The 16,964-nt window shown below is 41.1% G+C and carries 9 protein-coding genes; 8 read left to right on the top strand and 1 reads right to left on the bottom strand.

Translation table 11 applies throughout. The features are described 5' to 3' along the window. Positions 1-18: 18 nt before the first annotated feature. From ACH3Z1_RS09700 to ACH3Z1_RS09665, 8 genes are all read left to right on the top strand, one after another. Complete coding sequence (locus tag ACH3Z1_RS09700) at positions 19-2,637, top strand: glycoside hydrolase family 3 C-terminal domain-containing protein (protein ID WP_490821730.1); 2,619 nt, start codon at positions 19-21, stop codon at positions 2,635-2,637. A gap of 25 nt (positions 2,638-2,662) precedes the next feature. After that, complete coding sequence (locus tag ACH3Z1_RS09695) at positions 2,663-3,658, top strand: DUF6807 domain-containing protein (RefSeq protein ID WP_490821729.1); 996 nt, start codon at positions 2,663-2,665, stop codon at positions 3,656-3,658. A 147-nt stretch (positions 3,659-3,805) separates the two neighbouring features. Next, positions 3,806-5,185, top strand: a complete 1,380-nt coding sequence (locus ACH3Z1_RS09690; RefSeq protein WP_490821728.1) for a Gfo/Idh/MocA family protein — start codon at positions 3,806-3,808, stop codon at positions 5,183-5,185. A 4-nt stretch (positions 5,186-5,189) separates the two neighbouring features. Next, positions 5,190-6,554 (top strand): putative oxidoreductase C-terminal domain-containing protein, encoded by a 1,365-nt coding sequence (locus tag ACH3Z1_RS09685; RefSeq protein WP_490821727.1) that lies wholly within the window; start codon positions 5,190-5,192, stop codon positions 6,552-6,554. A 6-nt stretch (positions 6,555-6,560) separates the two neighbouring features. Further along, a complete protein-coding gene (locus tag ACH3Z1_RS09680) occupies positions 6,561-8,498 on the top strand; it encodes a sialate O-acetylesterase (protein WP_490821726.1) in 1,938 nt (645 codons plus the stop codon). A gap of 45 nt (positions 8,499-8,543) precedes the next feature. Continuing rightward, complete coding sequence (locus tag ACH3Z1_RS09675; protein ID WP_490821725.1) at positions 8,544-10,091, top strand: glucuronyl esterase domain-containing protein; 1,548 nt, start codon at positions 8,544-8,546, stop codon at positions 10,089-10,091. 28 nt (positions 10,092-10,119) lie between these two features. Continuing rightward, positions 10,120-11,664, top strand: coding sequence for an alpha-N-arabinofuranosidase (locus ACH3Z1_RS09670; RefSeq protein WP_490821724.1), 1,545 nt, complete (start codon positions 10,120-10,122; stop codon positions 11,662-11,664). Positions 11,665-11,708: 44 nt separating this feature from the next. After that, positions 11,709-12,488 carry a polysaccharide deacetylase family protein gene (locus tag ACH3Z1_RS09665; RefSeq protein WP_490821723.1) on the top strand — a complete coding sequence of 260 codons (780 nt, stop codon included), beginning with the start codon at positions 11,709-11,711 and terminating at the stop codon, positions 12,486-12,488. A gap of 159 nt (positions 12,489-12,647) precedes the next feature. Here the strand turns inward: ACH3Z1_RS09665 and ACH3Z1_RS09660 are convergent, their stop codons facing one another. After that, a complete protein-coding gene (locus tag ACH3Z1_RS09660; RefSeq protein ID WP_490821722.1) occupies positions 12,648-16,340 on the bottom strand; it encodes an HYR domain-containing protein in 3,693 nt (1,230 codons plus the stop codon). Positions 16,341-16,964 lie beyond the last annotated feature (624 nt).

Genomic DNA, 16,964 nt, shown 5'->3' with positions numbered 1-16,964 from the left:
ATATTCAATTCGCTGCTTATGAAAAAGATGGCTGCCATAGCACTTGTGTTTTCCACTTTACATGGTTTTACACAGGAGTATAAATCCTTTCCAATGTGGAATCATCAATTACCCATGGAGCAAAGGGTGAATGATGTGGTGAAACGTTTAACCCTGGAAGAAAAAGTAGCGCAGATGCTGAATGCCACACCAGCCATTCCGAGATTGGGTATTCCCGCATACGACTGGTGGAACGAAGTATTACATGGCGTGGCCAGAACACCCTATCGCGTCACATCTTACCCGCAGGCGATTGCCATGGCCGCCACCTGGGATACTAATTCGCTCAAACAGATGGCAGATTATTCAGCCATTGAAGGAAGGGCAGTACACAACAAAGCCATTCAGGAAAATAAAACCAATGAACGTTATCTTGGGCTCACCTACTGGACACCTAATATCAATATTTTCAGAGACCCGCGCTGGGGTCGTGGACAGGAAACATATGGAGAAGATCCTTTTCTTACCACTTATCTCGGCGCTGCTTTTGTAAGAGGGTTACAAGGCAACGATCCCAAGTATTTAAAAGCTGCCGCCTGTGCCAAACATTTTGCCGTACACAGTGGACCGGAACCATCAAGACACTCAGATAATTTTAACCCGACTGCGTATGACCTATGGGATACCTATCTGCCTGCTTTTAAAGAACTGATTACAAAAGCAAATGTTGAAGGTGTAATGTGTGCCTATAATGCCGTAAACACACAACCATGTTGCGGGAACGATCTTTTAATGAATGATATTCTCCGCAAGCAATGGAAGTTTACAGGTTATGTTACCAGCGACTGTTGGGCCATTGATGATTTTTACAAATACCATAAAACACATAAAAATGCTACTGAATCTGCAGTAGACGCCGTATTACACGGAACAGATCTTGAATGCGGACAAACAGTCTACAAAACACTGATCGATGCAGTAAAACAAGGTCTCATGAAGGAATCTCAACTGGATATTTCTTTAAAAAGATTATTTACAACAAGATTTAAGCTGGGCATGTTCGACCCCCCGTCTATTGTACCCTATGCACAAACACCAGCATCCGCCCTCGAAGCACCCGCACACCAGGCACATGCATTGAAAATGGCACAGCAATCCATAGTATTATTAAGAAACGAGCAACACACATTACCTCTTTCCAAAAAGATAAAACGGATTGCTGTTGTTGGTCCAAATGCGGATAATGGTATTGCCGTTCTTGGAAACTATAATGGTGTTCCGTCTAAAGTAGTGACCCTGTTACAGGGTATTAAAGACAAACTTGGGTCTGACGTGGAAGTGATTTATGAAAAAGCCATCAATTTCACCAATGATACTTTACTGGTGTACAATGACCAGTTCAGCCAGTTTACATGGGAAGGTCAGCAGGGATTCAAGGCTGAGTATTTTAATAACCGTGAGCTAAGTGGTTCTCCTGTTGCTATAAAAACAGAAAAAAACATTGATCATTTCTGGCAGGAAGGAGAAGCTGTGGTGGATGGCATTAAAGCCAATCATTTTTCTGCGCGTTACAGTACAACATTTACAGCCAATAATGATGGTGAGATCAGTTTAGAAATTGAAGCCGATGATGGTTATCGTTTTATCATCAATAATAAAGAAGTTATTAATGCCTGGCAGCGGAACAGATGGGGCGCTCGTTCACATCGTTTAAAAACAAAAAAAGATTCAGTCTATCATATTGTACTTGAATACTGGCAGGGAGATGGCAAAGCAAATGTGAGACTACGCACGGGTAACTTTGAGAAAACCAATTTTAATAGTTTGGCAGCAAGGCTTTCGAATGCAGATGCCATAGTATTTGCAGGTGGCATTTCACCACAACTCGAAGGTGAAGAAATGCGGGTAGATTATCCGGGCTTCAATGGAGGTGACCGCACTACAATACAGTTACCAGCTGTTCAAACAGCTTTGCTTAAATCTCTTCAGACTACAGGCAAGCCCGTTGTTTTTGTCATGATGACGGGAAGTGCCATTGCCACTCCCTGGGAAAGCAATAATATACCTGCCATTGTAAATGCCTGGTATGGGGGGCAAAGTGCAGGCACAGCCATTGCCGACGTATTGTTTGGCGACTATAATCCGGCCGGTCGTTTACCTGTTACCTTTTATGAAAAAGACAGTGACCTGCCGGGTTTTACAGATTATTCCATGGAGGGTAGAACCTATCGTTATTTCCGTGGTGAAGCCCTCTACCCTTTTGGATATGGATTAAGCTATACCACTTTCAATTACGAGGGACTAAAACTGCCTGCAACTGTTAGCAGCAATAAACCCGTTAAACTGAGTGTGCTGGTAAAAAATACAGGGTTGGTAAATGGAGAAGAAGTTGTTCAGTTGTATGTAACTCACCAGCAAAGCAAGGGTAAAACACCGGTTCGTGCTTTGAAGGGTTTTCAGCGTATCATGCTGAAAGCAGGTGAAAGCAGAACGGTCAGTTTTACAGTCAGACCCGAAGATCTTGCACTGGTAAATGAAAAAACCGGCAATAGTTATCTGCCAAAAGGAAAAGTGAAGATCAGTGTTGGTGGTGGACAGCCGGATATTAAAACAAGATCAACCAGCAATGTGATAAGCAGCACCATACAAATTTTATAACAGACGATCATATCAAAAAAACATTATGAAACGTATCCTCCTGATCACCCTTATTACGGGTACTGTTCTTTCATTTTCTGCAACTACTACCTGTTTCGCACAAAATACTAAAGGCAAGTTAAACCTGGAGTTAACTGATGCGCTGCATATTCGTTATGGTCAGCAAACATTATTGACCTACCAGTTCAAAACCGTATACCCACCTGCCGGTCAGGATACGAATTATAAACGAAGTGGTTTTATTCATCCGCTTAATACACCTAAAGGGCAAACATTAACACGGATTCAGCCACCCGATCATTATCATCACTACGGCATATGGAATCCATGGACACATACCGTGTTTGAAAAGGACACCATTGATTTCTGGAATATCAAAGGACGGAAAGGGACGGTTCGGTTTGCGAAGTTTACTTCTCAGAAAAATACAACAGATCTCGCATCATATACTGCTTTGCACGAACATATTGTTTTCAAAAAAGATGGCACTGAAAAAGTAGCATTGAATGAATGGCAAACAGTAAAAGTGCATTCATTTAATGAGAAAGAAAACTCATACATCGTTGACATTGTTTCTGAAATGCGCTGTGCTACTGAAAGCCCACTGCTGATTGTCGCATACAGGTATGCAGGCCTCGGTTGGCGCGCCACAGAATACTGGACTAAAGACAATTCTGAAATGTTAACATCGGAAGGTAAAAGCCGAGACAATACCGATAACACAAAAGCGAGGTGGATCATTACTTATGGATCACTGCCTGACAATAACGAAGGTGGTATCATTATGTTATCTCATCCATCCAACTACAACCATCCGGAACCCTTGAGAATATGGGATAAGAAAGCAAATGGCGGACGTGGTGATGTTTTTGTGAATTTTGCACCTACAAAAGATAAAGACTGGTTATTAGAGCCCGGCAAGACATATATACTAAAATACAGGTTGGTGGTTTTTAACGGAAAAACCGATGCGGTTAAAGCAGAAAAAGCATGGCAGTCATATGTGACTGAAGTGAAATAGTTACCACATCGGATAAAGAGTTGAGACTGGTTTTATTATTGCAGGAATTGCAATAGAACCACATGAATTTGTGTTGTACATCATGTTGCGGCAATGGCGTTTCATTGTTGCATGGCTGATCATATTCATCACATAAATCAACACAGGATGAAAAAAAGTAAGCAATCACGCAGAGCATTCCTCAGCAATTCACTGAAAGCCTCAGCGATTATGGCATTCCCATCCATCGTTCCCAACAGTGTATTTGGAAAAAACGCCCCAAGTAACCGTATAAATGTTGCCGCCATCGGTAGCGGAAGAATAGCAAGAATACACGATATGCCGGGTGTATGGCAATATGATTACGCGCAACTGATGGCAGTTTGCGATCTTGACAGCAAACGTGCCGAAGAAGGAAAAAAACTGGTCAACGATTTTTATACCAGAAAAAATGGCACCCCATATGATGGCGTAAAACTGTACACTGATTATCGGGAAATATTACAGAATAAAGATATTGACGCTGTCCTGATCAGTACGCCTGATCATACACATGCTATGATTGGTGCTGCAGCAGCAAGAGCGGGTAAACATATTTATATGCAAAAACCTGCTTCTCTCACTATTGCTGAAGGAAGAATCATCAGCAATGTAGTTACCAAAAGCGGTGTGAAATTCCAGATTGGAAGCCAGCAAAGAAGTAGCGAACAGTTTCGTTATGCAGCAGAGCTGGTAAGAAATGGCAGGATTGGTGATTTGAAAACTGTTTATGTGGGTTTACCGGGAGATCCTGCTGGTGGCAACAAAGAACAAATGGCTGTTCCTTCCAATCTCGACTACGATTTATGGCTGGCGTCTACTCCCGAAGTGTATTATACAGTTGACAGAGTTCATCCACAATCAGGTTATGATCGCCCGGGATGGCTGCGTTGCGAACAGTTTGGCGCAGGAATGATTACAGGCTGGGGCGCTCATCATATTGACAGTGCACACTGGGGTATGGGAATGGAAACAAGCGGACCGGTAGAGATCTGGTGCGACAAAGCAGAGTTTGCTACTGGTGGGTTATGGGATGTACACGGCATATTTAAAACAGGTGCCAAATACGCCAATGGTGTTACCATGATTGTGAGCAATGAATTTCCAAATGGAATAAAATTCGAAGGTACCAAGGGGTGGATTTTTGTTTCCAGAGGCGATTACCAGGTTACTTCAACCGATCCTACCAAACCCGGTGAAAGGGCAAAAAGATTAGACGCAAGTGATCCATCGTTACTGACATCTGTTATTGGTGAAAACGAATTCCGTTTTACAGTAAGTAAAGAACATCATGGCAACTGGCTCGAAGCCATCAGAGATAACAAAGCAACCATTGCACCTGTTGAAGAAGCGCATCGCGCCTGCTCAGCCTGTTTGCTTCATCATATTGCCATGAAACTGAAAAGAAAACTGTACTGGGATCCCAAAACAGAAAAATTCAGGAACGATGCAGAAGCCAATGCAATGTTGAGTCGGCCACAGAGAAAAAAATATGAAGTAAAAGAATAATGAAATGAAAAAAAATATCATTCCCGCATTATGTCTTATACTAATGATTACCTCTTGCAGTGAATCTGGAAAAGTTAATCAAAAACCTTTTCAACTGATTACAGTCGATCCGGGTCATTTTCATGCCGCGCTTGTACAGAAAAAAATGTATCCTGATGTGGACTCTGTCGTACATGTATATGCGCCAGAGGGCAAGGATTTGCAACTCCATCTCGACAGAATTACCGGTTATAACAAGAGAATAGACAACCCCACACAATGGAATGAACAGGTATATACCGGGTCAGATTTTTTTGAAAGAATGATGGCTGACAAAAAAGGAAATGTGGTAGTACTGAGCGGCAATAATCAAAAGAAGACAGATTATATTTTAGCAGCACTTCAAAACGGGTTTCATGTATTAGCCGACAAACCAATGGTGATTGATGCCGCTGGCTTTACAAAGTTAAAACAGGCTTTTGAAGTTGCCGACAAAAACAAGGTACTACTTTATGATATCATGACAGAGCGGTTTGAGATCAATACAATCCTGCAAAGGGAATTGTCTATGATACCTGATATTTTTGGAGTGCTCGAAAAAGGAACTATTAACAACCCTGCCATTACCAAAGAGAGTGTACATCATTTTTACAAATTCGTATCTGGCAATGTGCTTACTCGTCCAGCCTGGTTTTTAGATGTATCACAACAGGGTGAAGGCATTGTTGATGTGATGACACATCTGGTTGACCTCGTGCAATGGGAATGTTTTCCTGAAACCATCATCAATTATACAAAAGATATTGATGTACTAAAAGCCAGACGGTGGTCAACACCAGTTACTTTGAGTCAGTTTAGCGCCATTACCAAGTTAACTGAATTCCCTTCTTTTCTTCAGCCTGTAGTGACAGACACTGTCGCTAATGTTTTCTCCAATGGTGAAATCAACTATACGATTAAAGGGATACATGCAAAAACATCTGTCACCTGGAACTATAAAGCACCTGAGGGAACCGGAGATACCCATTACTCTATTATGAGAGGAACAAAAGCCAATCTTATCATTCGTCAGGGAAAAGAGGAAGCGTATCAGCCTGTATTATATATTGAGCCGGTTGTGCAAAATCCAAACTACAATTCAACACTCTCAGAAGCAATACAAAAACTTACTGTAAAATATCCTGGTCTCCTACTGGTAAAATCTACAAAAGGCTGGATACTAAAAATACCTGATGCACTGAAAGAGGGGCACGAAGCTCATTTTGCACGAGTAACCGAAAACTACCTGAATTATTTAAAACATAAAAACATGCCTGCCTGGGAAGTACCCAATATGCTGGCAAAATATTATACCACTACTACCGCCCTTGCACTTGCTGCAAAAAAATAATTATGCATGAAAAATAATATCATAACGCTCCTCATCATATCTATCTTTTCAACTGTAGCCACTGCACAAATAAAACTACCGCGACTGGTTAGAGACAGTATGATTTTACAAAGAGATACAAAAGTAAATATCTGGGGATGGGCCTCTCCTAACGAGAACATTACAGCAAGTTTCAATGGCAAAAAATACCAGACAAAAGCTGATACAGATGGTAAATGGCTCTTTCAATTGCTCCCAACGAAAGCCGGAGGTCCTTATACCATGGAACTCAGCGGAAAAAGTAAAATTGTATTGAAAGATATTCTGGTAGGAGATGTTTGGTTTTTTAGTGGCCAGTCAAACATGGTGCATCAACTGAATATCCATGACGTAACTTATGCGAAAGATATTGCTGAAGCCAATCATCCCGATATCAGACAGTTTTGGATTCCTACATTAACCAGCTTAAGAGGGGCCCAAAATGATCTCCCCGCCGGCAACTGGAAGTCTGCGGTAGGTGAAGATGTTCGGCCCTTTTCTGCAGTAGCCTATTTTTTTGCAAAAAAAATTTATGAACGATATAAAATTCCTATTGGTATCATTAACTCCAGTGTTGGAGGAACACCCATTGAAGCCTGGACAAGTGAAGAAGGCTTAAAAGATTTTTCAACACTTAGTAATACCATATTAAAAAATAAAGACACTGCCTATCTGAATAGTTTGAACAGGAGACCCACAGGTAATGTCAATCGGCCTGTACCTCCACCAGATGCCGGATTAACAGGCGCATTAAAATGGTTTGATCCATCCTATGTACCCAAAGGATGGCGCACAATCAATATCCCCGGATATTGGGAAGATCAGGGAGTAAAAGACCTGAATGGTGTTGTTTGGTATCGGCGTGAAATAGACATTCCTGCTTCTATGGCTGGTAAGCAGGCGAGGGTATTTCTGGGAAGAGCTGTTGATGCTGATGAACTATACATCAATGGCAAGCAGGTGGGTAATACTACTTATCAATATCCACAGCGCAGGTATGCAGTTCCTGCCAATATTTTAAAAGCAGGCAAAAATATTTTTGTCATTCGCGTTACCAATACCAATGGTAAAGGCGGTTTTGTACCCGATAAACCCTATTGCATTTTTTCTGGAACTGATACCGTTGACTTAAAAGGATACTGGCAGTACAAAGTTGGACTTGTATACAGACCCGTTACGCCCGGCAGCTTTGGAGGAGGTGGGGGTATCAATGCACAAAACCAGCCAGCAGCCATTTATAATGCCATGGTTGCACCTGAAATTAATTATACCATCAAAGGGTTTTGCTGGTACCAGGGTGAAGCCAATACAGGACGCCCTGCAGAATATGAAAAGTTGATGATTGCACTCATGAATGACTGGCGCAATAAATGGAACCAGGGTACACTGCCATTTCTATATGCACAGTTACCTGGGTTTATGGATTATAACTATCTCCCAGCAGAAAGTGGCTGGGCCATGTTAAGAGAGTCGCAATTCAAAGCTTTAAGTGCGCCTAATAGTGCTATGGCAGTAACCATTGATCTGGGAGAATGGAATGATATTCACCCAGACAATAAAAAGGATGTGGGTGAAAGACTTGCCCTTGGTGCATTAAGACTTGCCTATGGTGAAAATATAATTCACTCAGGCCCGATGTACAAAACGGCAACAGTTGAAGGGAATAAAATCATCATCAGTTTTGATCATATTGGAAGTGGATTGATCACCAACGATGATGAAGAGCCTGGCGATTTTGCCATTGCAGGTGCCGATAAAAAATTTGTATGGGCTAAAGCAAAAATTGAAGGCAATAAAGTCATTGTTTGGAGCGACGAGATTGCTCAGCCTATGTATGTACGTTATGCGTGGGCTGATAATCCCGTACATCCGAATTTATATAACAAAGAAGGGCTACCTGCTTCCCCATTCAGAACGGATCAGTAATGCCTACAAATGGAACAGGTTCACAGATAGCAAAATAAAATTCCGATGAAAAAAACAATATTACTTACCCTACTCATAGTGTTTGTTCATGGCACAAATGCTCAGACACCTGTTATTGACAGTAGTAAATATCCAAAACCAGTAAATTTTACAGCACAACAGGATCATCAGCATATGATGCAGCAATTGGGTATTAAAAAACTCAGGCCTGGTCCAAATGCCAATGAAAATGCAGCAAATCCTGCCAACTACGATGAGGCAAAAGCCAACCCCTGTCCGGAATTACCTGATCTGTTGATGACCAAATCTGGTAAGAAAGTAAGCAGTTCAGACATTTGGTGGAAAGAAAGAAGACCAGAACTGGTTGAAGATATTGAAAAGGAAATCTATGGTCGACTTCCCGCAAAAATCCCATCCGTGAACTGGAAGGTAAAAATTACCGACAGGGAATTTATCGGGAGAACACCGGCTATTGTTAAACAAATTATAGGTCATGTTGATAACAGTGAATACCCTCTGTTAAATGTAGATATCAATATGATGCTTGTTGTTCCTACCAATGTAAAAGGACCGGTACCGATTTTAATGATGTTTGGTTTCCCTTCTTTTCCAGCACCTGCACAACCCTCTCCTGCTGACCTTGAAAAAATAAATAATGCCTTTAAGGAGCTGATGATCAAAAATGACCCTTCCATGAAAGTTATTTTTGATCGTTATCCTGCTTATTCACCTATTACCAGACTTCCAGGTGCAAACCCATTTGCTGTGCCTCCTCCCGGAGACCCATCTCCAACAGAACAACTGCTGGCAGCCGGATGGGGCTATCTGACAATTGAACCCAACAGCATACAGGCAGATAATGGTGCTGGATTAACCAAAGGAATCATTGGTTTGGTAAACAAAGGACAACCCCGTCAACCAGATGACTGGGGTGCGTTAAGAGCCTGGGCATGGGGTGCTTCCCGCGCTTTGGACTATCTCGAAAAAGATTCATTGGTTGATGCAAAAAAAGTCGGTATTGAGGGTGTCTCCCGTTACGGTAAAGCAGCATTGGTTACACTTGCTTTTGATCAACGGTTTGCAGTTGGATTGATTGGCTCTTCCGGAAAAGGGGGGGCTACTTTACACAGACGAATCTTTGGAGAAGCTGTTGAAAGTCTTACCAGTAGCGGTGAATATCATTGGATGGCAGGAAATTATTTAAAATTTGGTGCATCAGAATCAGGCTTCGGCACCAAAACTGGTTGCGATCTTACTACAGACTCACATGGATTAATTGCATTAGCTGCACCCAGACTTACTTTCATCAGTTACGGCATACCTGAAAAAGGTGATGCCAGATGGCTCGATCAGACTGGTAGCTATATGGCAACAGTTGCGGCCGGCTCTGTTTTCAAATTATTAGGTGCAAAAGATATAGGTGTATCAAATGATTATCTTAAAGAAAAAATGCCGGCCGTACTAACCGGGTTAATGGATGGTCAACTTGCCTGGCGGCAGCATGATGGTGGTCATACAGATGCACCCAACTTCAAATATTTTATTCCATGGGCCAGTCGTTTCCTGAACTATGAGAAAAAAGCAGCACAATAACCATTATTCCATATTCAATTCAACAAACATGAAGAAAATAAAACTACAATTCATTTTATGCAGCAGTATTTTTTTATCGGCCGTTAGCGCTCAAAATAGTATTGCATTGCAGCCTGCCATGGCAAAAGATACCATCAGTAAAAATATCTATGGTCATTTTGCTGAACACCTTGGCCATTGTGTATATGATGGATTGTATGTAGGCGACAACAAAAAGATTCCCAATAAAAATGGCATACGGACAGATATAGTAGATGCACTAAAGAAATTAAAAGTAGGTGTGCTACGCTGGCCGGGGGGCTGTTTTGCGGATGGATATCACTGGATGGATGGCATTGGTCCGAAAGCTCAAAGAAAACATACGGAAAATGTAGCATGGGGTAATGTGCGTGAAAACAATGGTTTTGGCACACATGAATTTCTTGAACTCTGCGACATGATAAAAGCAGAACCTTATCTGGCTTTAAACATGGGAAGCGGAACGGTTCAGGAATCCTCAGATTGGGTAAAATATGTTAACCATGCAAATGGTAGTAGTTACCTCACAGATTTACGTGCAAAAAATGGCAGGGCTACCCCCTGGCATGTAAAATACTGGGGAGTGGGTAATGAATCATGGGACTGTGGTGGCAATATGACTGCCAGTCAGTATGTAAGCGAATACAGAAAATATGCAACACATATCACTAATTATGGGAACACAGAAAAACTGTTTCGCATTGCCGTTGGTCCGGGTTCTGAAGATTATAACTGGACTGAAACAGTGATGCGGGATATCCCTTTAAAACTGATAGAAGGTCTTTCAGTGCATCACTATTCTGTTATTAACTGGTCGGCTAAAGGATCGGCTACACAATTTTCAGAACAGGAATATTTCCAAACCATGGAACAGGCCTGGCGCATGGAAAGATTTATTACCAAGAACAGTGAGGTAATGGATAAGTATGATCCAAAAAAGAAGGTTGCACTCATTGTAGATGAATGGGGTGGCTGGTATGAAGTAGAACCCGGCACCAATAAAAATTTTCTTTACCAGCAAAATACCATGCGCGATGCGATGATTGCTGGCTTGTCACTGAATATTTTCCATAATCACGCCGACCGTGTTCGCATGGCCAACCTTGCACAAATTGTAAATGTGTTACAAGCGGTGATACTTACCAAAGAAGAAAAACTGATTCTCACCCCCACTTACCACGTTATGGAAATGTACAATGTTCACCAGGACGCGGTAATGATACCTCTGACAGTGAATAGTGAGGACTATATTATGGGTGGTAAAAAATTACAGGCTGTTTCAGCTTCCGCCTCAAAAGACAGAAACGGCAGTGTACACGTATCGCTTGTAAATATTCATGCTACCAAAGACCAAACCATCAGTATCAAACTGGGAGATATTAATGCAAAAAAAGTAAGTGGCAGAATATTAAGTTCATCAAAAATCCAGGACCATAATACATTCGAAAAACCTGGTACTGTTACTCCTGTCAGTTTTGATAAATTTGTATTAACAGGCGATGAGTTAAAACTCACCCTTCCTCCATTCAGTGTAGTTGTAATGGAAATTAAATAAATTAATACCAACAATCGTCAGTCAATACGTAAACTACGCGCCTTATGAAATACTTATACTGTCTTTTGCTGATAAACGTTTCATTTACCGCTTATACGCAACCCTGGCAGGGGAAAAAATGCGCTGTAGTGATTACGTATGATGATGCCATTGATCAGCATCTCGACAATGCCGCACCTGTACTTGATTCACTTGGACTCAAAGCGAGTTTTTATGTCACGGCCTTTTCCAACTCGGTACAGAAGCGAATGAGTGAATGGAAAAGTCTTGATAAAAAAGGCCATGAATTAGGTAATCATACACTGTTTCACCCCTGCGTTGGAGGTAAAGGCAGAGAATGGGTAAAACCCGAATATGACATGAGGACTTATACTGTTCAGCAGATGATTGATGAAACCCGCATGACCAATCTGTTTCTACAGGCACTGGATGGCAAAACCAAAAGAACATTTGCTTATACCTGCGGTGATATGAAAATTGGCGACTCTTCTTTTATTCATGGTATGAAAAAAGATTTTGTGGCGGCCAGGGCTGTAAGAAATCAGATGCATACGATCAATGAGATCGATCTCTACAATGTTGATTGTTATATGGTGAACAATCATTCTGCTGAAGAAATGATTGGATGGGTAAAAAAAGCAGTAGCTACCAATTCTTTATTGGTTATTCTTTTTCATGGTGTAGGTGGGGGAAATGGGTTGGATGTGTCTCTTAGCGCCCACCGCCAGTTTTTAACTTACCTCAAACAAAATGAAAAAGATATTCTTATTGCTCCTATGGTAGAAGTAGCAGCACATATTCAGTCTTTCCAAAATAAAAAATAATCTCTTGGGCAATAACGCTGCACTCTACTTTTTCAGGGATGATTATCCTGACAAGGTTCACCACTGAAAAGAATGCGTGGAGATATAACCCGCAAAGAAAAAAAGAGGCCCGCCAAATGGCGGGCCTCAGGCATTAAGCAATTGGTATGGCGAGGGGGATTAACGCAGTTTCATCAACTGAACCACTTTACGGCTTGAGCCTTGTTGTAATTCAGCATAGTAAATACCCGGTTTGAAATCTTGTCCAATCTGAACAGTGCTATTCGCATTATTATTTGCTTTCGCTTCTACCATCCTGCCAGTAGCATCCGTTACCCTGATCTGAACAGGTGCCTGGCTGCTGCTTTGTAATTGCAGTATGAAATAGCTGGTAGATGGATTACCAATCACTTTCACAGTAAAGCTTTCTTCCGCTGTTTTGTTTTCTGCTGATGCGAACTGTGAAGAAGTCCATCCACTCGAAACAGTTGTTACACCGTTACCACATGTATAACTGTTCCAGGTTACATTGGGAATATTGCTTTCCAGGTCTTCCGTAATAAAGAAGCCAGTCATAAAGACATTAGATGCAGTGCTACTACCCCTTCCGTCCTGGCTCAGCTTCATCAATCCGTTTGGCAGGTACACATTTCCGGTAAACTGTATATTGGTTCCGGTAACACCAAAACGTTCATCATCTTTATTACCATCACCCATATAGAAGGTAACTTTTCTTTGATCAGGATTGATCCTTGTGTTCGATTGCAATTGTACCTTATTACTGATTCTCACTTCTGCATCTGTAGCAAAACGAACAGTGGTATTAGACGAGTTGGTGCCTGATTCTATAATCAGTTCAGCAATATTAATAACTGAAGCGGTAAACTGTATGCTGGCTCCAGCCGCTAGCTGAATTTTCTTAAAGTTGTCGCCAGTTAAAATGACATTGGCATTTTCTTTAATCGTAAGATCAGCATAATTACCTGTTACAGTAGTAGTGGTATTCCTGTTTACGGTATAGTTACGAAGACTTTTTGTTGATGCTGTATTAAATTTCATCACAGGAAGGGTAACATTTGCGATACCAGTTATAACAGTAGCCAGATTAACACCAGTTCCATATCTCAAGACTCTTGGTGCTTTTACAAATGCACCTGCTCCGGTTACTGAACTGTTTTGCTCAAATATGGCTTTTCCAAAACTACTCATAACACCTACGCTGCCTGTTACTACTTTATTGCCTGCACCCAATTTTACCTGATCTGCAACAAGAATAGTGTAGTTACCTGCAACTGATTGTTTGTTATAAGTATATGTAGCCGGAGAAGAAGCACAGCCATTCGCATTGGTAGTGGTTAATTCATATACACCATCGGCGTTGGTTAAACCAAGACTCAGGGTTTGTTGTGTAGATACTATGGCTGTTCCCTGCTTCCAGGTATAACTTGCACCCGGAGCAGCATTTGCTGTTAGTACCAGTTGATTACAGAATGCGTTTGCATTGCTGACAGTATAACCTGTAGCTGTAGCTGCCGCAACCACCACATTGAATGTTGTAGTTTTAATGTTACCATTTACATCCATCACGGTAAATGTAACCGCAGATGTTCCGACATTAAAATGACCACTGGCATCAAATCCGTTGCCTGTTCTGTTGGTGGCTCCTGTGATAACATAGGATACCGAATAAATTCCGCAATTATCTGTAGCTACCAGTTGAGGCACCTGGTAATTACCTTGAGCATTATAACAAACTGTAGTTGCAGCAACAGCTTCCACAGTTGGTGGTTGGTTATCAATGACTGTTACATACTGTGAAGCAGTGTCTGTATTTCCATTGATATCGGTAATGGTCCATGTTACTTTTGTGGTACCTATCGGGAAGAATGAACCCTGAAAATCTCTTGTTACAGAAGCTGTGTTTCCACATGCACTGTAGGTTTCAGGCATTTCAAGTGCTACTGTTCCTCCGCAGGCATCCGCATCATTTACTACGCTGTGGTCAAATAATGGTCGGATAAAAGTTGCGAGTCCCGAGAACCCATTGGCCATGGGAAGTGAATTACCCAATGCTGCATTGACTGTTGTTGCCTGAACGGTATCCCTGTAAATAAAATAAGTTCCTGCATTACCGGCAATATTGCCGGCAATAAAACCTGTTCCGCCTCCCGGAAATGCATTAGACTCAAGCACACCATGGATGGTATTGGGTACTGCTCCCGTTAATGGATCCTGGTCGAAGAAGAAAATATGTGTAGCTTTTTCACCCAGGTTTCTGTTGTAAAAAGTATTACAACTGATTGATGTGGCATTGCCTCTTGTTCTTAAACTTGAACCAGTTGTTGTAACACCATCAAAAATATTTCCTGAGATGAATGCACCGATTACATCAATCGTTATTTGTGTATTACCCTGGTAACAGCCAGAAGCACTGTTATAACCACCAGTCGTACCAATGATCCTGTTGTTGGTAAAAGTTATATTCTTTGAATTGGTTACCGTATTGCTACCACCCAAAACCACCAGTTGTCTTGGCACATTATTACCAGCCGTGAACTGAGTACTGGAACCACAACCACCTGGCTCTGCTCCTGTAAATGTTTTACCGGAGAATGTATTCTGGTTGATGATGATATTGTCAATAGCAGTATTGAAATTAGAACCAATACCGTGTTCCCCATTGGCTACAATTTCATTTCCTTCTATTTTGATATTGGTATGACTTCCCAATAAATAAATAGCACCTGTTTCAATTTGCCCATTACTATCAAAGCCTGTAATAGTAAACCCTTTTCCTGGTGCGCCAATAGTGACATTATTGATGCCTGAGGTAAGTGCAATTGTATTTTGAGCTGTAATGGATGACTGGATATAGGTTACACTGGCACCTCCTGTAGAAATCAAACTGATTCCCTGCTTATTAATAGTCAGATTACCTGTATAAGTTCCGGGTGCTACGATAACTTTACCACCTGCTGCCACACGCGGAATAGCCTGTGTAATTGTTGTGTATGGTTCACGTACAGAACCATTTTTGGTAACACCTGTATAAGAAGCATCAACATATACATTGGACAATACCGGTGACCCATATGAGCTGTGCTGATTTTCTATGTTCGCATTATTATTTGCTGCGCTTACTGCTGCAATATCTGTGTACTTGTTCAAAGCAGCATTCAGGATAGCAATATCATAATAATTGGCAGTTGTACCGCTACCCCACTGGTTACCGGTAAAACTTACTGCACAATCTGATAATACAACCCAGCCACGGGTTCCGTATACCCGATTGTTAGCAATTGTACCTGTTACATTATTATTGATATAACCTGGCTGACGAAGATTATAGATTGTATTATCATGAACATTCAGCCCGGTGAGTCCACCAGATATTTCCAGTGCCCGTGAAACATTTCCACCCGTCATGGCATACTGTCCACTGATGGTGCATCCAGTCAGTTCAAAATTATTGGCTTGAACACCAATCAGGTTATGGCTGGGAGAATCATCTGTTTTTGTAATAATGAGATGACGGATAGACACTTGTGCTGCGGTCACTAAAAAGAGATAAGATCCTCCACTGGTTTGAATAGTAACAGAACCCGGATTACCTGCTGGCTGCAGTGTCAGCGATTTATTTAATTGAATGGTAGTAGTTTGAACATAAGTTCCGGCACCTATATGAATAATGTCGCCGGATGTTGCGGCAGCAACGGCTCCAGCGATGCTGGCTTTTGCAGTTGCCGGACTTAATCCATCGTTCAGGTTATCCCCACCGGAAGCAGAAACGTAGTAATTCGTTTGAGCCTTTGTAGTGGTACTAAGTAATACAATTGATAAAATGCCGAGGAAAATGCGTAATTTTTTTTTCATACGTTTTCGTTTTGGGGTTAGCAGGGATTACAAAACGTTAGTAATCAATTGCATATTAACTGTTAATTCAATGTGGAAAAAACGGTATTTTTTGTAAAAAAGCCGGTGTTTTCACCGTAAGGTTTCAAGAAGATACTGAGCTTAAAAGATGACTTATCTGGTATTTTGTTCATTTTTTACATGCCGATAGTCCACAAAAAGAGGGGGAAATAAATAATTATATCAAAAAAAATAACCTGTAACACAAACAAATTATTGTTATTATACATAGAATAAAATAAAATTTATTTCTTTTTTTGATCGCATTAATCTTTTATTAACATTTACACCTATTAAAGCAGCACTTTTACCCGCTGGTGGTCTTATTTAAGGTGCTGTTACTTCGATGAGGCCTATTAAACAACTGATGTGTGGGAAGAAGCAGACGGTTGCCTGTAACAAAAATCATTGCGCTAAGCATGGTAATTGCATTTCATCAAAGCATATATTGATTCAACCTTGAAATCATTTCGTGGTATCAGTTTGAATGAACATCAAAACAAATAACATTATAGACATTTAAAAATTTTCCATCACCTAAACAAAATGTACCCACTACATTTTATGTAACAAGCCTAAACTTTT

The sequence above is a fragment of the Sediminibacterium sp. FW305-C-49 genome (assembly GCF_058231085.1).
This window is presented reverse-complemented; position numbering and strand designations above follow the sequence as displayed.